At 70.5% G+C, this 19,896-nt stretch carries 14 protein-coding genes and 1 pseudogene; 4 read left to right on the top strand and 11 right to left on the bottom strand.

Translation table 11 applies throughout. From position 1 onward, the window contains the following. Positions 1-59: 59 nt before the first annotated feature. The gene (gene uvrB, locus ACLQ27_RS21440; protein ID WP_234584531.1) at positions 60-2,168 is read right to left on the bottom strand and encodes an excinuclease ABC subunit UvrB; all 2,109 of its coding nucleotides are present in this window, start codon (positions 2,166-2,168) and stop codon (positions 60-62) included. Positions 2,169-2,495: 327 nt separating this feature from the next. Here uvrB and ACLQ27_RS21435 point away from each other — a divergent pair, with 327 nt between their 5' ends. Beyond that, positions 2,496-4,073 carry a hypothetical protein gene (locus ACLQ27_RS21435; protein WP_425868297.1) on the top strand — a complete coding sequence of 526 codons (1,578 nt, stop codon included), beginning with the start codon at positions 2,496-2,498 and terminating at the stop codon, positions 4,071-4,073. A gap of 31 nt (positions 4,074-4,104) precedes the next feature. Here the strand turns inward: ACLQ27_RS21435 and coaE are convergent, their stop codons facing one another. Beyond that, complete coding sequence (gene coaE / locus ACLQ27_RS21430) at positions 4,105-5,289, bottom strand: dephospho-CoA kinase (protein ID WP_425868295.1); 1,185 nt, start codon at positions 5,287-5,289, stop codon at positions 4,105-4,107. A 350-nt stretch (positions 5,290-5,639) separates the two neighbouring features. Next, positions 5,640-7,139: a 30S ribosomal protein S1 gene (gene rpsA, locus ACLQ27_RS21425; RefSeq protein ID WP_109819865.1), complete on the bottom strand. Its 1,500-nt coding sequence runs from the start codon at positions 7,137-7,139 to the stop codon at positions 5,640-5,642. 415 nt (positions 7,140-7,554) lie between these two features. Between rpsA and ACLQ27_RS21420 the strand changes: the two genes are divergently transcribed. From ACLQ27_RS21420 to ACLQ27_RS21410, 3 genes and pseudogenes are all read left to right on the top strand, one after another. Continuing rightward, complete coding sequence (locus ACLQ27_RS21420) at positions 7,555-8,361, top strand: class I SAM-dependent methyltransferase (protein WP_425868293.1); 807 nt, start codon at positions 7,555-7,557, stop codon at positions 8,359-8,361. Between the two features lie 57 nt (positions 8,362-8,418). Next, positions 8,419-9,021 (top strand): Uma2 family endonuclease, encoded by a 603-nt coding sequence (locus tag ACLQ27_RS21415; RefSeq protein WP_425868291.1) that lies wholly within the window; start codon positions 8,419-8,421, stop codon positions 9,019-9,021. Positions 9,022-9,057: 36 nt separating this feature from the next. Continuing rightward, positions 9,058-9,402: pseudogene (locus tag ACLQ27_RS21410) on the top strand (DUF3140 domain-containing protein); the annotation flags it as partial. 353 nt (positions 9,403-9,755) lie between these two features. Here the strand turns inward: ACLQ27_RS21410 and polA are convergent. From polA to ACLQ27_RS21370, 8 genes are all read right to left on the bottom strand, one after another. Next, on the bottom strand, positions 9,756-12,455 hold the full coding sequence (gene polA, locus ACLQ27_RS21405; protein ID WP_425868290.1) for a DNA polymerase I: 2,700 nt from the start codon (positions 12,453-12,455) through the stop codon (positions 9,756-9,758). 135 nt (positions 12,456-12,590) lie between these two features. Beyond that, a complete protein-coding gene (locus tag ACLQ27_RS21400; protein ID WP_234584537.1) occupies positions 12,591-13,304 on the bottom strand; it encodes an ABC transporter ATP-binding protein in 714 nt (237 codons plus the stop codon). After that, positions 13,291-14,208 carry an ABC transporter ATP-binding protein gene (locus tag ACLQ27_RS21395; RefSeq protein WP_374109281.1) on the bottom strand — a complete coding sequence of 306 codons (918 nt, stop codon included), beginning with the start codon at positions 14,206-14,208 and terminating at the stop codon, positions 13,291-13,293. The genes ACLQ27_RS21400 and ACLQ27_RS21395 overlap by 14 nt, the downstream gene beginning before the upstream one ends. Positions 14,209-14,224: 16 nt before the next feature. Continuing rightward, positions 14,225-15,382, bottom strand: a complete 1,158-nt coding sequence (locus tag ACLQ27_RS21390) for a branched-chain amino acid ABC transporter permease (protein ID WP_357498993.1) — start codon at positions 15,380-15,382, stop codon at positions 14,225-14,227. Next, on the bottom strand, positions 15,379-16,362 hold the full coding sequence (locus ACLQ27_RS21385; RefSeq protein ID WP_357498995.1) for a branched-chain amino acid ABC transporter permease: 984 nt from the start codon (positions 16,360-16,362) through the stop codon (positions 15,379-15,381). The genes ACLQ27_RS21390 and ACLQ27_RS21385 overlap by 4 nt, the downstream gene beginning before the upstream one ends. Positions 16,363-16,428: 66 nt before the next feature. After that, on the bottom strand, positions 16,429-17,580 hold the full coding sequence (locus ACLQ27_RS21380) for a branched-chain amino acid ABC transporter substrate-binding protein (RefSeq protein ID WP_357576159.1): 1,152 nt from the start codon (positions 17,578-17,580) through the stop codon (positions 16,429-16,431). Positions 17,581-17,946: 366 nt separating this feature from the next. Further along, the gene (locus ACLQ27_RS21375; RefSeq protein ID WP_425868287.1) at positions 17,947-19,131 is read right to left on the bottom strand and encodes a hypothetical protein; all 1,185 of its coding nucleotides are present in this window, start codon (positions 19,129-19,131) and stop codon (positions 17,947-17,949) included. A 57-nt stretch (positions 19,132-19,188) separates the two neighbouring features. Further along, positions 19,189-19,812, bottom strand: coding sequence for an ANTAR domain-containing response regulator (locus ACLQ27_RS21370; protein WP_234584542.1), 624 nt, complete (start codon positions 19,810-19,812; stop codon positions 19,189-19,191). Positions 19,813-19,896 lie beyond the last annotated feature (84 nt).

Raw genomic sequence — 19,896 nt, 5'->3', positions numbered from 1 at the left:
CCGGCGGGCCGGGCGGGGACGCCGTTCGGGTAGCCCGGCCCACGCCGGCCGGGCCGCCCTCACTTCACCCCGGCGGCGTCCATGCCGCGTAGCTCCTTCTTCAGGTCGGCGACCTCGTCGCGGATCCGCGCCGCCAACTCGAACTGCAACTCGCGGGCGGCGGCCAGCATCTGGTCGTTGAGCTCCTGGATGAGCTGGGCGAGGTCGGCGCGGGCCATCCCCTCCCGGGACGGGGTGGCGGCGGTGGACCGACTGCGACTGCGGGTCTCCTTGACCGGCGCCTTGCCCCGGGAGAGCTGACGCGCCGCGCCGCCGACCCGGGAGTTCTCGGTGTCCTCCGCCTCGCGGTAGATGTCGTCCAGGATGTCGTGGATCTTTTTGCGCAGCGGCTCCGGACTGATCCCGTGTGCCTCGTTGTGCGCGATCTGCTTGGCGCGACGTCGGTCGGTTTCGTCGATCGCCGCCGCCATCGACGGGGTGATCTTGTCGGCGTACATGTGCACCTGGCCCGAGACGTTCCGGGCGGCCCGCCCGATGGTCTGGATCAGCGACCGACCGCTGCGCAGGAAGCCCTCCTTGTCGGCGTCGAGGATCGCCACGAGCGACACCTCGGGCAGGTCCAGACCCTCGCGGAGCAGGTTGATGCCGACCAGCACGTCGTACTCGCCCTTGCGCAGCTCGCGCAGCAGCTCCACCCGGCGCAGGGTGTCGACCTCGGAGTGCAGGTAGCGCACCCGGACGCCGTTCTCCAGGAGGTAGTCCGACAGGTCTTCGGCCATCTTCTTGGTGAGCGTCGTGACCAGCACCCGCTCGTCGCGGTCGGTCCGCAGCTTGATCTCGTGCATCAGATCGTCGATCTGACCCTTGGTCGGCTTGATCACGACCTGCGGGTCGACCAGCCCGGTGGGGCGGATGACCTGCTCGACGAACTCACCCTGGGCCTGTTCCAGCTCCCACGTGCCCGGGGTCGCCGACAGGCAGACCATCTGGCCGACCCGCTCCAGGAACTCGTCGAAACGCAGCGGCCGGTTGTCGGCGGCGCTGGGCAGCCGGAACCCGTGGTCGATGAGCATCCGCTTGCGGGAGGCGTCACCCTCGTACATGCTGCCGATCTGCGGGATCGTCACGTGCGACTCGTCGACCACGGTGAGGAAGTCGTCCGGGAAGTAGTCGAGCAGGGCGTGCGGCGGACTGCCGGGCAGCCGCCCGTCCATGTGCATCGAGTAGTTCTCGATGCCGGAGCAGAAACCCACCTGCCGCATCATCTCGATGTCGTAGGTGGTGCGCATCCGCAGCCGCTGCGCCTCCAGCAGCTTGCCCTGGCGCTCCAGCTCGGCGAGGCGCTCGGCCAGCTCCACCTCGATGTCGCGGATGGCCCGCTCCATCCGCTCCGGGCCGGCCGCGTAGTGCGTCGCCGGGAAGATCACCAACTGGTCGACCTCCCGGACCACGTCACCGGTCAACGGGTTGAGGTAGTAGAGCTTCTCCACCTCGTCGCCGAACAGCTCGATGCGGACCGCCAGCTCCTCGTACGCCGGGATGATCTCCAGCGTGTCGCCGCGGACCCGGAAGGTGCCCCGCTGGAAGGCCATGTCGTTGCGGGTGTACTGGATGTCGACCAGCCGCCGCAGCAACTGGTCGCGGTCGAGATCCTGGCCGACCTGCACCTTCACCGCCCGGTTGAGGTATTCCTCCGGGGTGCCCAGGCCGTAGATCGCCGAGACGGTCGCCACCACGATCACGTCGCGGCGGGTGAGCAGCGACATCGTCGCCGAGTGCCGCAGCCGCTCGACCTCCTCGTTGATCGAGGAGTCCTTCTCGATGTAGGTGTCGGTCTGCGGAATGTACGCCTCGGGCTGGTAGTAGTCGTAGTACGAGACGAAGTATTCGACGGCGTTGTGCGGCAGCAACTCGCTGAACTCCTTGGCCAGCTGCGCGCAGAGCGTCTTGTTCGGGGCGAGCACCAGGGTGGGGCGCTGCAGCCGCTCGATCAGCCACGCGGTGGTGGCACTCTTGCCGGTGCCGGTCGCGCCGAGGAGCACCGTGTTGCGGTCGCCGCGCCGCACCCGGCGCTCAAGGTCGTCGATGGCGGCCGGCTGGTCGCCGGCCGGCTGGAATTCACTGACGACCTGGAAGCGGCCGTCGAGCCGGGGAATGTCGAGCGCCATGACCTCAACGGTACGCCGCAGGTCCGACACGTTCGGCCGTCGCGCAGAGTGCGTGATCGGCTTCGATATTCCCATTGTGTGGCCCATGTCACCGGGACTACCCTCTTCATGTAGGCCGCTCGCGGCGGCCGACCGGGCAGGAGGCCGGGCCGTCATCACGGCCGGCCGCCCCCGGCACAGCGGTCGCAGCACCCGGCTCGTCCGGCGTGCGCACCCGTGTGGTCGCGCTCGAGGCGCAGACCGGCCGCCGCGAGCGCCCCTGCCGCTTCGCCCCCAACTCGTCGCCCTCAGCTCGTCACCCCGTGCTGTCCCGCCCGTTTCACATCCGTGGACACCTCTTCGGCCCCGGCGCGCGGCCCCTCCCCCGACACCACACGCGCTGGCGACGCCGTCCGCACCGGCGGCCCGTCCGCCAACCCCGGCGGGGAGCCGCGCGACACGGACGCCCCCGACACCGACAGCGTCGGTCCCTCCCGGGCGAGCCGGCGTCGGCGTACGGTGCTGCTGCTGCTCGCCCTGACCGCGGTGACGTCCGCGACGGCGCTGGTGGCCGGGCTGCTGAGCTGGGCTCCCGACCCACCCGAGCCGACCCGACCGCTGACCGTCGCCGAGGCCGAACGGCTGGCCGCCATGCGGGTCACCAACCTTCGGGACCTGCGCGCCGGCCTCCACGTCACGGTCGGCGCAGGCGCCGCGCGTACCGAACTGGTGGGCTGGGTGGACTGGTCGCGGCCCCTGCTCTACCTGGATGTGGGCGGGCCGGGGGCGGGCGCCGAGCGTGGCCTGTTGCAGAGCGCCGGGTCGGTGCTGGTCACCCGTCCCGACCCGGCGGCCGTGCCCACCCCGGCCGCGCCGCCTCTGGTGCCACCGGCGGACGGCTGGCGGCTGCACCACCTGACGCCCGGCGCGGGCCTGGCACCGGTCCTCGATCTGCTCCTCGGCCTCGCCGCCGACCGACCGGACCCGTCCCCGGCGATGGACGGCGTCGACGCGCGCTGGGTCGCCCGGGACGTGGTCGCGGCCGGGCCGGTCGACGTCGTGCAGGCGCCACTGCCCACCGCGATCCCATCCAGCCCCGCCAGCGCGGCGACGGGCGGCACGGCGGCGACCGGTCCGGACGGGTCGACCCGCTACTGGCTCGACCGGGATGGCCGACTGCACAAACTGGTGACCCGGTTGCCCGGCGCCGGACCGGTCACGGTGCTCCTCAACCGGATCGACCGTCCCACGCTGTCCCCGGTCGACGCTCTCGGCGGCCGACCCGGGCTGCCCCGCGCGCTCACGGATGCGGAGCAGCGCCGGCTGGACCGGCTGCCCGCCCGGCTGCGCGGCCAGGGCGGGGCCACGCTGACGCTTACCGCGCCGGTGGGCACGGACACCAACCTGCGGGGCGCCGGCTGGTTGAGCTGGGCCGCCCGCACGGCGTACGTGGCGGTCGCCGACCTGGGCGTACCGGACCGCCGGACCCTGCTGCACCGCGACGCGGCCGGCCTGTCCCGGACGGACGTGCCGGCCTCCGCCGGTGGCGGTGGCACGGCCGAGGTCCCGGGCCGGCCGCCGTTTCCGGTCCCGGCCGGGTCGTGGCGGCCCACCCGGTCCCCCCGCGACGACCTCGATCTGCTGGTCGACGCCGCAGTGGCCGCCGCCGGGCCGGTGGCGCTGCGCGGCGCGGCCGTGCGGGTACGCGAGGACCTCGCCGCCGGCCGGACCGTCGACGTCGTGGAGCTCCGCACGGCCGACGCACGCGTGCGCTACTGGATCGACCGCGATGGGTCGCTGCGCCGGGTGGAACTGCACACCGGCCCCGGCGCGTGGGCACAGGTGGACCTCAGCCCCGCCGTGGTGCCCCGCCTCAACCCGCCGCCGCGCACCGCGAGCGGCCCGCCCCGACCCGGAGCCCGCTGACCACACGCCCGTCAGCCTGGTGGCAGGGCTCTCAGGGCCGCCAGCCGGTCCGTGCGGCCCACTGCTCGGCCCGCAGGTACTCCTCGTCGAACCAGGGGTCGCGGGCCGTTCCGGAGTCGGCGACCAGCGGCGCGGCGTCGACCAGATCCCGTTTGAACAGCAGGTACGTGGCCCGCTGATCCGGATCGGCGCGGAGGTGGTCACGCATGAGCAGCGCGTACCGCCAGCCCGGCGACTCGGCCTCCCGCACGTGCAGGCGCACCGGGCGATCCGGGTCGGCGCTGCCGTGCAGCCGCTTCTCCCACCGACCCCGGCCCGCCGGGCGCGGATCGTCCCACCAGTGCCCCGGCACGCGGGGAAACCCCGCGTTCGCCAGCCGGTCGGCCAGCGGCCCGTCGGCGTCGGCGAGGCTGGGCACGGCCACCTGCACGTCGATGACGTCGTCGGCGGCGAGCCCGGGCACCGCCGTCGCACCGATGTGGTCGATCCGCAGATCCGCCGGGGCCAGCGCGTGACGGATCCGGGCGGCCAGCCGGGCGTACTGCTCGGGCCAGCTCGGATCGGCACCCACCCCGGCGCCGCGGTCCGGCACCGCCACGACCTGCCGCTGCCGCAGGTTGTGCTCGTAGGGACGCAGCCGCTGCCGCCACAGCGAATCCACCGCGGCGTACAGCGCCGCCAGAGTGCCGTCATTGGTCAGCACCACGTCCGCCACGGCACGCCGACGGGCGTCGTCGGCCTGCGCGGCGATCCGCCGCTCGGCCTCCGCGCGGTCCATCCCCCGGTCGCGCATCAGCCGCTCCAGCCGGGTCGGCACGGCCGTCTGCACCACGATGACCAGGTGGTACGTCGGCGCGAGCCCCACCTCCACCAGCAGCGGTACGTCGTTGACGACTATCGCGTCGGGTGCCGCCGCCGCGACCAGTTCGGCCGTACGCGCCCGCACCCGGGGATGGGTGATCGCCTCCAACCGGCGGCGGGCGGTCTCGTCGGAGAACACCACGGCCCCCAACGCGGCGCGATCCAGCGCGCCGTCGGCGCCCAGCACCTTCTCCGAGAAGGTGGCGACGATCTCCGCGAGACCCTCCGTGCCCGGCGCGACGACCTCCCGGGCGATCTGGTCCGCGTCGACGAGCACCGCGCCCAACTCCACCAGCCGCGCGGCCACCGCGCTCTTGCCCGACCCGATCCCGCCGGTCAAACCCACCCTCAGCACCGCACCAGTCAACCCGATCACGGCTCGCGCGCCAAACCACACCCGCCCCACGGGGAGCGCCGCAGGCCGTCCGGTGCGCTGCCCCTCGCCCGCGTCCTTTGCTCTGCTTCAACCGAGGAAACAGCTGCCGTCCGATAATCGGACACCGGGTGTTTCCTGGGCTGAAGCAGAGCAAAGGACGCGAGGTGGGTGGGGCGCTCCCGACCCGCCAGCGTCAGGTGATCAGGGCGAATCACGGCGACACGCCACCCTCGCCTCGGCGATGCTGCCTCCGGCGGCGGGTATGGCGAGGGCCCCGCCCCCGGCGATCGGAAAGATCGCGGGGACGGGGCCCGTCGTCGTTCAGCGGGTCACTTACCGCCAGCGAGCTTCTCCCGCAGAGCGGCGAGCGCCTCGTCGGTGGCCAGCGTGCCGGCCGGCTCCTCGGCCTGCCGGCTCGGGGCCGGGCTGGACGAGGAGGTGGTGCCGCCACCGGCGGCCGGAACGGCCGGGGTCGGGTTGGCAGCGGCCTCGGCGTCGGCGGCGCGAGAGGTCTGCACCTGCTTGGTGTGGGCCTCCCAACGCTGACGGGCCTCGGCGTACTGGTTCTCCCAGGTCTCGCGCTGCTTGTCGTACCCCTCGAGCCACTCGCCCGTCTCCGGGTCGAAGCCCTCCGGGTAGATGTAGTTGCCCTCGGCGTCGTACGTCGCGGCCATGCCGTAGAGGGTCGGGTCGAAGTGCTCCTCGCCCTCGACGAAGCCCTCGTTGGCCTGCTTGAGCGACAGCGAGATCCGGCGGCGCTCCAGGTCGATGTCGATGACCTTGACCATGACCTCGGAGCCGACCTGGACGACCTGCTCCGGGATCTCCACGTGGCGCTCGGCCAGCTCGGAGATGTGGACCAGGCCCTCGATGCCGTCGTCCACCCGGACGAACGCACCGAACGGGACGAGCTTGGTGACCTTACCCGGCACGATCTGCTGGATCGCGTGGGTGCGGGCGAACTGCCGCCACGGGTCCTCCTGGGTCGCCTTCAGCGACAGCGAGACGCGCTCGCGGTCCAGGTCGACGTCCAGAACCTCGACCTCGACCTCCTGGCCGACCTCGACGACCTCGGACGGGTGGTCGATGTGCTTCCAGGACAGCTCGGAGACGTGCACCAGACCGTCGACGCCGCCGAGGTCCACGAAGGCGCCGAAGTTGACGATCGAGGACACGACGCCCTTGCGGACCTGGCCCTTCTGCAGCTTGTTGAGGAACTCGGTGCGCACCTCGGACTGCGTCTGCTCCAGCCAGGCCCGGCGGGACAGGACCACGTTGTTGCGGTTCTTGTCCAGCTCAATGATCTTGGCCTCGAGCTCACGCCCGACGTACGGCTGCAGGTCGCGCACGCGCCGCATCTCGACCAGGGACGCGGGCAGGAAGCCGCGCAGCCCGATGTCGAGGATGAGACCACCCTTGACCACCTCGATGACCGAGCCGCGGACGACACCGTCCTCGTCCTTGATCTTCTCGATCGTGCCCCAGGCCCGCTCGTACTGCGCCCGCTTCTTGGAGAGGATCAGACGACCCTCCTTGTCCTCCTTCTGGAGGACCAGGGCCTCGATGTGGTCACCAACCGTCACAACCTCGGCGGGGTCCACGTCGTGCTTGATCGACAACTCCCGAGAGGGGATGACACCCTCGGTCTTGTAGCCGATGTCGAGCAGGACCTCGTCCCGATCGACCTTGACGACGGTGCCTTCGACAATGTCGCCGTCGTTGAAGTACTTGATGGTCTCGTCGATCGCGGCGAGGAATGCCTCCTCGGAACCGAGATCGTCGTGGGTGACCCGGGTGGCGCTCGAGGGGGCCTCGATGCTGCTCGTCATGTGGGCGGTTGCTCCGGTCGGATGGGTTGTCACAGCAGGCTGGTGTCGCGGTGACCTGTTCGCGCCAGCGGATCCGTCGCCGGGCACACCGAACGATCACCTACTGGGATCATGATGTGCTCCGTCGACCGCGCACCTGCTCCCTGCCGAGACACACGATCCGCGAGCGCATCGTCTAGCCTACCGTGCGCATTACCACAGCGTGCAAGCCCTCCCGACTCGTCGACGCGTGATGACCTGCGAAAGCCGAACAATCGCCCGGAAACGACCCCACCTGTCTCGTACGTCACAGGGGCCCCACCGCGCCCTCCCGGTGGGGGTGGCGGGGCGATCCCGCGCCACGACTTCGAGGAAACCGAGTCGATCAGGCCGCGCCGCCGCCGCCATCGGGTTGGCCGGGGCCTAGCGTGAGCGCGTGGATGACGACAGCCGGGTGACCCGGCGCCGGGTGGGTGACGCCGAGACCCGGCGGGCCAACCGCGGCTGGTGGGACACCGACGCCGACGACTACCAGGCCGAGCACGGGGGTTTCCTCGGCGACGTGGACTTCGTCTGGTGCCCGGAGGGGCTGCGCGAGGCCGACGCCCGCCTGCTCGGTGACCTGTCGGGGCGGCGGGTGCTGGAGGTGGGTTGCGGCGCGGCCGCCGCCGCCCGCTGGCTCGCCACGCAGGGCGCGCGTCCGATCGCCTTCGACCTGTCCGCCGGCATGTTGCGGCACGCCGCGCAGGCCGCCGACCGCACCGGGGTACGTGTACCGCTGGTACAGGCCGACGCGCTCGCCCTGCCCTTCGCCGACCGTTCGTTCGACCTGGCCTGCACGGCGTTCGGCGCGATCCCCTTCGTGGACGACTCGGCGGCCCTGCTCGCCGAGGTGCACCGGGTGCTGCGCCCGGGCGGCCGATGGGTGTTCTCCGTGACCCACCCGATGCGCTGGATCTTCCTCGACGATCCCGGCGAGGGCGGGCTGACGGCCGTGCACTCGTACTTCGACCGCTCCCCCTACGTCGAGCAGGACGACGCCGGCGTCGCCACCTACGTCGAGCAGCACCGGACCCTCGGCGACCGGATCCGCGAACTGGTCGGCGCCGGATTCCGGCTGCTGGACCTGGTGGAGCCGGAGTGGCCGCAGGGACACGAGGGGATCTGGGGGCAGTGGAGCCCGCTGCGCGGGCGGCTCTTCCCCGGCACCGCCATCTTCGTCACCGAGAAGCCGGCCGGGTGAGCGCGTCGCACCCGCAGTCCGACGTGCGATCCATCGATCGCCGGTAGGCTCGACCCCATGAGCGCCGAGCCCATCCCGACACCACCTGGCCCCTGGTGTCCGGATCCGATGCGGCAGCAGCGTGCCGACTACACGCTGGAGGACCTGCTCACCCTGCCGGACGACGCCCCCCGCGTCGAACTCGTCGACGGAGTTATCCAGGTGACACCCTCCCCCACCCTGGGCCATCAGGACATCTCGTTCCTCCTACGTCTGTGGCTGCGCTCGCACGCCCCGGCGGACCTTCGTGCTGCCCAAGCAGTCGGAGTCGCGCTCAGCCGCAACACGAGCCGGCAGCCGGACGTGCTGCTCTGCCGTGCCGAGATCCCGTCCAACCGGTCCACACTGCGGCCGGCGGACGTCGTACTCGCCGTGGAGATCGTTTCGCCGGGCACGCGACGGACCGACAGGTTCGCGAAACCGGGTGAGTACGCCGCCGCCGGCATCCCGTTCTACTGGCGGATCGAGCAGGACCCGGTGCACGTGTACGCGTACCGGATCGGCGACCGGGTGGGGCCGGGCGGTGAGCGGCAGTACGAGCTGGTCGCCGACGGTGCTGACGTGATCGAGCTGACCGAGCCGTTCGACATCAAGCTGCCGGTCGCCGAGATCACCCCGTAGTCGTTTCTCCTCGGCCAGGTCGGGTAGCCGAGAGCCATGGCCGAACGTGATGATGGCCGGGACACCTACCGGGAGTTCACCGAGGCGGTGAACATGAAGCCCGGCGAGCTGTCCACGTGGCTGGAGACCGACGAGTCGAAGCAGGTCGGCTGGCACAAGGGCGGTCGCGCCGGTGGCGGCGAGTCCGTCGGCCACGAGTCCGGCCGGAAGATCATCGACCTGCTCCGCCGTAAACGCGGTGACCTGTCCGAGGGCGACTACAAGCACATGCGCAAGGTGGTCGGCTACGTCCGCCGGCACATGGCGCAGCGCCCGTCCGGCAACGTCCGCGACACCAAGTGGCGCTGGTCCCTCATGAACTGGGGCCACGACCCCATGAAGTAGGAACCGACCACCCGCCGAGGCTCCCACCACAAGATCCACACAACTTCGGCGAAGTTGGTGCCTCAGGACACGACGACCCAGCAATTACCCCGACGTTGCGCAGATCATGAACGGCGCGGGCAGCGGCGCGGGGCACGGACAGCGCGGAGGTTGCCCGCCTGGCCAGGACGCCGCCCACCACGCCAACGGCCGCGACCAAGGGCGACCGAGTCAGGGGTTCCGGGGCAGCCCGACCCACGCAGGGATCAAGCCTGACCGCCCGGAGTGGGTCGGGCTGCCCCGGAACCCCACACCGCAACCATCCAAGGGTGTGCGCGCTTCCCAGGGAACCCCCACACCGCGACCGAGGGTCAGTGATCAGCGCTGTTCCAGTCCCGGCCTTCGCCGACCGACACCTCCAGCGGCACCGACAGCGGGTACGCCCCACCCATCTCGCGCCGCACCAGCGCCTCCAACGCCTCCCGCTCGCCCGGGGCGACCTCGAAGACCAGCTCGTCGTGCACCTGCAACAGCATCCGGGAGCGCAGGCCGGCATCGGCGAGCGCGGTGTCGACGTGCAGCATCGCCACCTTGATGATGTCGGCGGCCGACCCCTGGATGGGGGCGTTGAGAGCCATCCGCTCGGCGATGTCGCGGCGCTGCCGGTTGTCGCTCACCAGGTCGGGCAGGTAGCGGCGGCGGCCCAGGATGGTCGAGGTGTAGCCGTCCTGGCGGGCCTTGGCGACGACCTGGTGCAGGTAGTCGCGCACTCCGCCGAAGCCGGCGAAGTAGTTCTCCATCAGGCCACGGGCCTCTTCGGTGTTGATGTTGAGCTGCTGGGACAGGCCGAACGCGCTGAGCCCGTACGCCAGGCCGTAGTTCATCGCCTTGATCTTGCGTCGCTGGTCGGGGGTGACCTCGTCGACCGGCACGCCGAAGACGGACGAGGCGGTGGCGGCGTGGAAGTCGGCCCCGGAGTTGAACGCCTCGATCAGCGCGTCGTCCGAGGAGAGGTGCGCCATGATCCGCATTTCGATCTGGCTGTAGTCGGCGGTGAGCAGGCACTCGTACCCCTCACCCACCACGAAGGCCCGGCGGATGCGCCGGCCCTCCTCGGTGCGGATCGGGATGTTCTGCAGGTTGGGCTCGGTCGAGGAGAGGCGCCCGGTGGCCGCCACCGTCTGGTTGAAGGTGGTGTGGATCCGGCCGTCGTCGGAGACGGACTTGAGCAGGCCGTCCACTGTCGACTTGAGCTTGGCGACGTCGCGGTGGCGCAGCAGGTGGGCCAGCACCGGGTGCGGCTGCTGCGCGTAGAGCCACTGCAGGGCGTCGGCGTCGGTCGTGTAGCCCGTCTTGATCTTCTTGGTCTTCGGCAGGCCCAGCTCGGTGAAGAGGATCTCCTGCAACTGCTTGGGCGAGCCGAGGTTGAACTCGCGGCCCACCGCCTCGTACGCGCCCTGCGCCGCGGCCTTGACCTCGGCGGCGAAGTGCGCCTCCAGCTCGGAGAGGTAGTCGGTGTCGGCGGCGATGCCGGTGCGCTCCATGCCCGCGAGCACCCGCATCAGCGGCAGCTCCACCCCGGCCATCAGCCGCGCGGACTGCTCGCCGTCGCGGGACAGCTCGGCGTCGATCGCGTCGGCCAGGTCGAGGGTGGCGCGGGCCTGGAGCATGAGGTTCTGCTCGACCACGCCCTCGTCGCCGAGCCCGTCGAGGGTGAGCTGCCCGGTCTCGGGCACGTCCACCCGCAGCTCGCGGTGCAGGTAGCGCAGGGCCAGGTCGGTCAGGTCGTAGGACCGCTGGTCGGGACGGGCCAGGTACGCGGCGATCTGGGTGTCGCGGACGATGCCGGCCAGGTCCCAGCCGTGTGCGGCGCAGGCCAGCACCGCCGGCTTGCTGTCGTGCAGCACCTTGGGCCGCTGCGCGTCGGCCAGCCAGCCCGCGAGGGCGCTCTCGTCGGAGGCGTCCAGGCCGGTCGGGTCCACCCAGGCGGCCGCGCCACCGGCGCTGGCCAACGCCAGGCCGGTGATCGAGGCGGTGTGCCGGCGGTTGGGGCCGGTGTCGAGCTTGACCGCGAGCCCGACCGGGGTGCCGGTCGGGGCGTGCGTGCCCAGCCAGGCGGCGAGCCCGCCCGGCTCGGTGAGCACCTCACCGGTCAGGTCGAAGCCCGACTCGGCCTCCGGCTCGACGGCCTCCAGATACTGGTAGAGGCGGTCGCGCAGGATGCGGAACTCGAGGGTGTCGAAGACCTGGTGCACGGCCTCCCGGTCCCAGCCGGTCCAGCGGGTGTCCTCCGGGCGCAGCGGCAGCTCCAGGTCGGAGACGAGACGGTTGATCTCGTAGTTGCGGATCACGTCGGCCAGCCGCTCCCGCAGGCTGTCGCCGGCCTTGCCCTTGATCTCGTCGGCGCGGGCGATGACGCCCTCCACGCCGCCGTACGTGGTGATCCACTTGGCCGCGGTCTTCGGGCCGACGCCGGGGATGCCGGGCAGGTTGTCACTGGTCTCGCCGACCAACGCGGCCAGGTCCCGATACTGCTGCGGCCCGACGCCGTACTTGGCCTCGATCGCGGCAGGGTCCATCCGGGCCAGGTCGGAGACGCCCTTGCGCGGGTAGAGGACGGTGATCTGGTCGTCGACCAGCTGGAACGCGTCCCGGTCGCCGCTGCTGATCAGCACCGACATGCCCTGGTCGCGGGCCTGGCAGGCGAGCGTCGCGATGACGTCGTCGGCCTCGTAGCCCTCCATCTCGACCACCGGGATCTGCAGCGCCGCCAGGACCTCCTTGACGAGGCTGACCTGGCCCTTGAAGTCGGTCGGGGTCTCGCTGCGGCCGGCCTTGTACTCCGCGTACTTCTCCGTGCGGAAGGACCGGCGGGAGACGTCGAACGCGACGACGATGTGGGTGGGCTGCTCGTCGCGCAGCACGTTGATCAGCATCGAGGTGAAGCCGTACACCGCGTTGGTCGGCTGACCCGTCGTGGTGGAGAAGTTTTCCACGGGCAGGGCGAAGAACGCCCGGTATGCCAGGGAATGTCCGTCGACGAGGAGCAGGCGCGGTGTCGTAGCTGTCACGGCAGCGACTCTAGTCCGTCGCACCGACAACCCCGGGTGGCGGCACCGCGCCACGGGCGCGAAAACGCACGCCACGGCACGCACGCCGACGGCCGGCCGCCCACGAGGGGACGACCGGCCGCCGGATGCGGTGGCTCAGGCCACGCCGAGGTACGCCTCCTTGACCGACGGGTCGTGCAGCAGGTCCTGGCCGGACCCCTCCTTCACGATCCGACCGGTCTCCAGCACGTACCCGCGGTGCGCCCGGGAGAGCGCCTGCTGGGCGTTCTGCTCGACCAGCAGGATGGTGGTGCCCTGCTGGTTGATCTCGGTGATGATGTCGAAGATCTGCCGGATCACCAGCGGGGCCAGACCCATCGACGGCTCGTCGAGCAACAGCAGCTTCGGCCGGCTCATCAGCGCCCGACCGACCGCGAGCATCTGCTGCTCGCCGCCGGAGAGGGTGCCGCCGGCCTGCTTGCGCCGCTCGGCCAGCCGCGGGAAGAGGGTCAGCACCCGCTCCAGGTCGGCGGCGATACCGGCGGAGTCCCGCCGGGTGTACGCCCCCATGTCCAGGTTCTCCATGACCGTCATGCCGGGGAAGATCTGCCGCCCTTCGGGCGACTGACACAACCCCCGCACCACCCGCAGGTCGGCCCGGAGCTTGCTGATGTCCTCACCGTTGAACGTGATCTTCCCGGCGCTGAGCGACCTGGTCCCGGAGATGGCACGCATCGTGGTGGTCTTACCGGCGCCGTTCGCGCCGATCAGGGCCACCACCTCACCCTCGTTGACGGTGAGGCTGATCCCGTGCAACGCCTCGATCCGGCCGTACGCGACGGCGACGTCCTCGAGCTCAAGCAGCGTCATCGGCGGGCTCCCCCAGGTACGCGGCGATCACCTTCGGATCGCGGCTGACCTCCGCGGGCGCACCCTCGGCGATCTTGCGGCCGAACTCCAGCACCACGATCCGGTCGGTGACACCCATGACCAGCCGCATGTCGTGCTCGATGAGCAGGACGGTCAGGCCCATGTCACGGATCTTGCGGATCAGGGTGAGGAGCTCCTCCTTCTCCGCCGGGTTGAAGCCGGCGGCCGGCTCGTCCAGGCAGATCAGCTTCGGCTCGGTGGCCAGCGCGCGGGCGATCTCCAACCGGCGCTGGTACCCGTACGGCAGGTTGCGCGCCTCGTCGTTGGCCCGGTCGGCGATCCCGACGAAGCGCAGCAACTCGAGCGCCTTGGCCTCCGCCGCCCGCTCCTCCAGGATGTGCCGGGACAGGCCGAAGATCTTCGCGGCCGACAGGCGCACCTGCTGCCAGGTCCGGACGATCCCGGACGCGGCGGTGACCTGCGGCAGCTCCTCCGGCTTGGGTCGCACCCGGTAGAGCCGGAACAGCGCCCCCGGCACACTGGTCTTGTGTCGGGAGTCCGTGCCGACCATGACGTTCTCCAGCGCCGTCATCTCCGGGAAGAGACGGATGTTCTGGAACGTCCGGGAGATGCCCAACTGGCTGATCTGGTGCGGCTTGCGGCCGGTCACCTTCTGGCCCCGGAACCGGACCGCGCCGGACGTCGGCTTGTAGACCCCGGTCATCACGTTGAAACTGGTGGTCTTGCCGGCGCCGTTGGGCCCGATGAGGCCGAGAATCTCGCCCTCGTAGATCTGGAAATTGATCTTGTCGAGGGCGACCACGCCGCCGAAGCGGAGCGTGACGTCGTCGACTTCGAGAAGCACCTGCCGAGGCCCCGGCTGAGTCGGGATCTTCGGCGTCACGGCGCTGGTGGACTGGTCAGACACGAGCGGGCACCTCCTCTGCCTCCGCCGCGCGATCCTTGAGCTCGCGGGCACGCCGCCGGCTGGGCACCAGACCCTGCGGACGCAGGATCATCACCAGCACCATGGCCAGGCCGAAGACCAGCCACCGGTAGTCGGCGAAATCGCGGAACCGCTCCGGCAGGTACGCCAGCAGCACCGCGCCGAGCGAGACACCGATCATGTTGCCGGAGCCACCGACCACCACCATCGCGACGAAGAGGATGGACAGGTTCGCGTTGAACTGGGTCGGGTCGATGAACGCGTTCCGGCTGCCGAAGAGGAAGCCCGACAGGCCGCCGAGCGCCGCGCCGATGGCGAACGCCCAGAGCTTGAACTTGAACGGGTAGACGCCCATCACCGCGGCGGCGTCCTCGTCCTCGCGCACCGCCAGCCACGCCCGGCCGACCCGGCTGTGCTCCAGCCGGCGAACCAGGAACACCATGATCAGTACGAACGTGATCGCCAACCAGTACCAGGGCTTCGCGTCGATCAGGCCGAAGACCTTGTTGTCCGGCGACGGCGCACCCTCGGGGCCCGGGATGGCCGAGATGCCCACCGGGCCGTTGGTCAGACCGGTGGCGTTGCGGGCCACGATCCGGATGATCTCGCCGAAGCCCAGCGTCACGATGGCCAGGTAGTCACCGCGCAGCCGCAGCGTCGGCCAGCCCAGCAACACGCCGGAGATCATGGTCAGCACGATCGCGATGAACAGGCAGATCGCCCAGGTGACCGCCCACGTCGGCGGGAGGTCGAACTCCTTCTGGATCCACTTCACCACCGGGGAGTTCACCGAACCGAACAACGCCACGCTGTACGCGCCGATGGCGAAGAAGCCGATGTAGCCCAGGTCGAGCAGGCCGGCGAGGCCGACCACCACGTTCAGGCCGATCGCGACCAGCACGTAGATGGCGCAGACGAAGAGCACGCCCGCCCAGTTGTTGCCGCCCTTGATCGAGTCGGTCCGCAGCCAGGTCAGGCCCGGAATGCCAAGGAGCGGCAGGTAGTAGAGGATCGCCACGAAGGCGGCCAGCCCGAGGGCCTGCTGCCACTTGGTGAGCGCCCGCCAACGGTCGCCGATGCCGGTCAGCAGCGTCACCCGACGCTGATCTGCGGAGCGGATCTTGTTGATCATGCGCGGGCCCTCCCGAGCGACTCGCCCAACAGACCGGTCGGCCGGAACATCAGCACCACGATCAGCACCACGAAGGCGATGACGTCCTCCCAGTTAGACGCGAAGAGCGTGGCGCCGTAAACCTCGACGATGCCGAGGAAGAGGCCACCCAGCAGCGCGCCGCGCAGGTTACCGATGCCGCCCAGGACCGCGGCGGTGAACGCCTTCAGGCCGAGCACGAAGCCGATGCTGTTCTGGGTGAAGCCGAACCGCATGCTCCACAGCAGCGCGGCCGCGCCGGCCATGATGCCGCCCAGCACGAAGATCAGCATGATGACGCGCTCCTGGTTGACGCCCATCAGCGCGGCCGTCTCCGGGTTCTGGGCCACCGCGCGCACGCCCCGGCCGTACCGGGTGCGGTTGATGAACCAGTCGAGCAGCGCCATCATCACCACGGCCGAGATGAACACGATCACCTGAATGTTGGTGATCGCCGTGTTGCCGATGTTGAACAGGGTCTCCTGCTTGATGATCGTCGGCATTCCGACGATCTGCCGAGGCCGGCCGAACACGTCCGGCAGCACGCCACCCAGCAGCTTGGGCAGCACCTGCCCGAAGAGCTCCACGAACACCAGCGACAGACCGATCGCGGTGATCAGGAAGATCAGCGGCGGCGCGTTCTTGCGCCGCAACGGCCGGTACGCGACCCGTTCGAGCGCCAGAGCCGTACCGCCCGAGGCGACCGCGGCGACGATGAGGCCGAGCACCAGGAACAGGATCGCCTGGCCGACCGGGGGGTTATTTTCCACACCGAGCTGGTTCCAGAGGATCAGCACCGCGAAGGTGCCGACCATGAAGACCTCGGAGTGCGCGAAGTTGATCAGACGAAGGACGCCATAGACGAGTGTGTAGCCAAGGGCGATCAGGGCGTAGATGGCGCCCTTGGAAAGGCCATCGACCGTGTGCTGGCCGAGATGACCGATCAGTTCATCGAAATGCACCGGGGGTCTCCTTGAATCGAGTGCGGCCGGGGTGAGACACCCCGGCCGCACTCCATCGCCATGGCGTCAGCTGAGCTTGAGCTCCTGCAGCGGCTCGATGGCCTCGCCCTTGATCTGGTAGGCCCAGATGACGACCTTCGACGGGTCGACGTCGCCCTTGGAGTCGAACTTGATGTACTTCGACACACCCTGCTTGTCGTACGACTTCACGTACGCCAGGATGTCGGCCCGGGTCTTCTTGCCGTCCTTGAAGGCGTCCAGGTAGATCTTGGCGGCGTCGAAGCCCTCAGCACCGTAGGAGCCCGGCGCGATGCCAAACTCCTTCTGGTAGTCGGCGGAGAAGGTGCCGCCGGCCTTGTCGGCCGGGAGGCACGGGCAGGTGATGATCGCGCCCTCGGCGCCGCCGGAGGCGCCCTTCGGGAAGGCCGGGTCGTACAGACCGTCCGGGCCGACGAACTTGGCCTTGATGCCTGCCGCGCGCATCTGCTTCACCAGCGGGGCGGCCTCACGGGTGTAGCCACCGTAGAAGACGTAGTCCGCCTGCGCGGCCTTGATCTTGGAGATGGTGGCGTCGAACTGCGCCTGCCGCTCCTGGATCTTGTCCTTGTTGACCACCAGCGGGCCGAGCTGCTTGCCCAGCTCGTCGGTGATGCCGGCACCGTACGCGCTGGCGTCGTCGACCATGAAGACCTTCGCGGCGTTCTGCGCCTTCAGGTAGCTCGCCACCGCGCCGGCCTGCGTGCCGTCGTTGCCGACGACCCGGAAGAAGGACGTGTTGCCCTTCTGGGTCAGGTCGGTGCGCGTTGCCGACGGGGCCACCATCGCCAGGCCCGCGGCCTGGTAGATCGGCATCGTGGCGTCCGACTCACCGGAGAAGTGACCACCGATGACACCGAGGAACGAGTTGTCACCCGCGATCTGGTTCGCGAACGGGGTCGCCACGGCCGGGTCGCCCTGGGTGTCGAACGGCTGCATTTCGACCTTGCAGTTCGGGTTCGCCTCGTTGAACTGCTTCACGGCGAGCTTCGCGCCGTTGAGCGACGGGATCACCAGACCCGCGTTGTCACCGGTGAACGCGCCGAAGATCGCGATCTTGCCACCGCAGTCACCGGACGCGGTCCCACCGTCGCCGCCACCGGAATCCTGGCAACCAGCCGCGACCACCAGGGTCGCGGCGAGCGCAACGGTGCCCAGCGCCCGTACATAGCTTCGCCTCACGGCTTCCTGACCTCCTCCAGATGCGGACGCGCCTGCCCCGTAGTGACGGCGACAGCACGCGGACCGCAGATCCACCCACCCCGCAGGGACGCCCCCTGCGTAACGGCTCGTGATGGCGGAGCGTACCGACACCGCATACCGTCCCGGAAGGCCTGAACGGGGGGTCTGCGAAACCGTTACGAAGACGTGGGCAATCCTGTCGATGCCCGTAACAGGTGAATCCGTCGATCGGTCCTTAAGCCCACGGGCGGTCGGAGCGTCCGAACACCCACCCGGTTCGGCGGACCCCACGAAAGGACAGACTGACCTGCGCAAACAATCCGACAACCGGAGCCGCCGGACCACGGGACCACCGGGCCGTACCCCTCAGTCGCCCGACCCGGGCGCCCACCACAGTCCGGACCGCGAACCGTCGTCCACCGCCAGCCACCACCGGTCACCCACCGCGACCAGCGCGACATCCCGGTCGGCACCCGCCGCCACATCGAGCGGCATCGCGGCCTCCCGCCACGACCCACCGCGATCCGTCGACACCCACACCGAGTAACGCCCGCCGTCCGTCACCGCGGCGAACAGCCGGTCACCGGAGGCCACCAGCGACGCCACCTGAGGCACCCCCGATGTGGACCGCCGCCCGAACGCACCCGCCGCCACCCAGCCCGCCGCCTCCTGACGCCACGCGCCGAACGTCGCCCCCCGCAGCCCGACCGCCACCGGCACCCCGCCGGCCAGCACGACGCGCTGCAACTCCTCGTACTCCGGGCCACCCGGCAACACCGTGCGCTGCCACGACCGCCCGTCCGGCGACGACCACACCGCCGGGTCCCGGTCGATCCGGCCGGCCGGCAGCAGACCACCCACGGCCAGCCAACCCGACGACGTCGCCGCGGCGTCGAACGCCCAGGTCACCCCCGTGCTGTCACTCGCCAGCCCTGGTGCGCCCTCCACCAGCGCGAACTCCGCCGCCTCCGGCGACGACACCCACGAGGCCGCACCCGCCGAACGGTTGCCCACGATCAACCAGCCCGCCGGACCCGCCGCCAGGCGGGACACGTTCACCGCCTTCGGCCCGCCGTACGTCTCGAACGACGCCTGGACCTCGACCAGCGCGCCGTCGGCCACCTGCCGCCACGTGCTCACCCGCGGATAGCCGTGCGCCCCGCCGACCTTCGCGCCGATCACGGCAGCCCGGCCGTCGCGACACGCCACCGACGACAGCACGTTCTGCTTGCCGTAGAACGAATCCGCCCGCACCGGCAGGACCGTCCACGTCGTACCGTCCACGCTGGTCCAGGCCGCCGGGCGCGTGCCGCCAGCAGCGTCTGCGACACCGCCGACCAGGAACCACCGGCCCGCGCACGCCGCCACGTCGCGCAGCAACAGCCGGCCCACGCCACCCGGCGGCGCCGGCAGCGTCAACGCCTGCCACGCCGGCCGCAGCGCGGGCGCGGCGGCAGCGGAGGGTTCACCTGTCGGCGCGGCCGGCCCGTCACAGCCGGCGAGCAGCAGCGCGAAGAGGCCGAACAGCGCGATCACCCGTCGGACGGACACCCGTCGATGCTAACCACCGCCCGGCGCGCGCGGTGACCCCGAGCAGGGCAGACGCGCTCAGACGGTCGGCTGCTGCGCCACCTCGCCGCCGGCGGTCTCCGCGAGGATCCGCTCGGCGACCTCCTTCATGGTCATCCGGTGGTCCATCGCCGTGCGCTGGATCCACTTGAACGCCTGCGGCTCGGTCATCCCGTACGTCGTCATCAGCGCGCCCTTGGCGCGCTCCACCGTCTTGCGGATCTCCAGGCGGTCGGTAAGGCTCGCGACCTCGGCCTCCAGGGCCGCGACCTCCGAGTAGCGCGACAGCGCGATCTCCACCGCCGGGACCAGGTCACTCTTCTGGAAGGGCTTCACCAGGTACGCCATCGCGCCCGCCGCCCGCGCCCGCTCCACCAGGTCCCGCTGGCTGAACGCGGTCAGGATGATCACCGGGGCGATCCGGGCGCCGGCGATCCGTTCGGCGGCGGCCAGCCCATCCATGATCGGCATCTTGATGTCGAGGATGACGAGGTCGGGCTTCAGCTCCTCGGCGAGGCGCACGGCGGTCTCGCCGTCGCCGGCCTCCCCCACCACCTCGTAGCCCTCTTCGACGAGCATCTCGGCGAGGTCCAGCCGGATCAGCGCCTCGTCCTCGGCGATCAGCACGCGCCTACGCTCGGCATCCGTCGGCATCTCAGCCACCAGCCCTACCCCCACCAGTTCGAACTCGACACCCGCCCAGCCGGGTGTCACCGCCCTCAGCGTAGTAGGTAACCTATGGAAGGC

Origin of the sequence: Micromonospora sp. DT63 (assembly GCF_049841615.1) — a bacterium.
In the GTDB taxonomy this organism is placed as follows: Bacteria; Actinomycetota; Actinomycetes; order Mycobacteriales; family Micromonosporaceae; genus Micromonospora.
This window is presented reverse-complemented; position numbering and strand designations above follow the sequence as displayed.

Coding starts and splice junctions, on each gene's coding strand:
- uvrB (WP_234584531.1), bottom strand. CDS start 2,168: ATGGCGCTCGACATTCCCCGGCTCGACGGCCGCTTCCAGGTCGTCAGT.
- rpsA (WP_109819865.1), bottom strand. CDS start 7,139: ATGACGAGCAGCATCGAGGCCCCCTCGAGCGCCACCCGGGTCACCCAC.
- ACLQ27_RS21415 (WP_425868291.1), top strand. CDS start 8,419: ATGAGCGCCGAGCCCATCCCGACACCACCTGGCCCCTGGTGTCCGGAT.
- ACLQ27_RS21400 (WP_234584537.1), bottom strand. CDS start 13,304: ATGACGCTGCTTGAGCTCGAGGACGTCGCCGTCGCGTACGGCCGGATC.
- ACLQ27_RS21390 (WP_357498993.1), bottom strand. CDS start 15,382: ATGATCAACAAGATCCGCTCCGCAGATCAGCGTCGGGTGACGCTGCTG.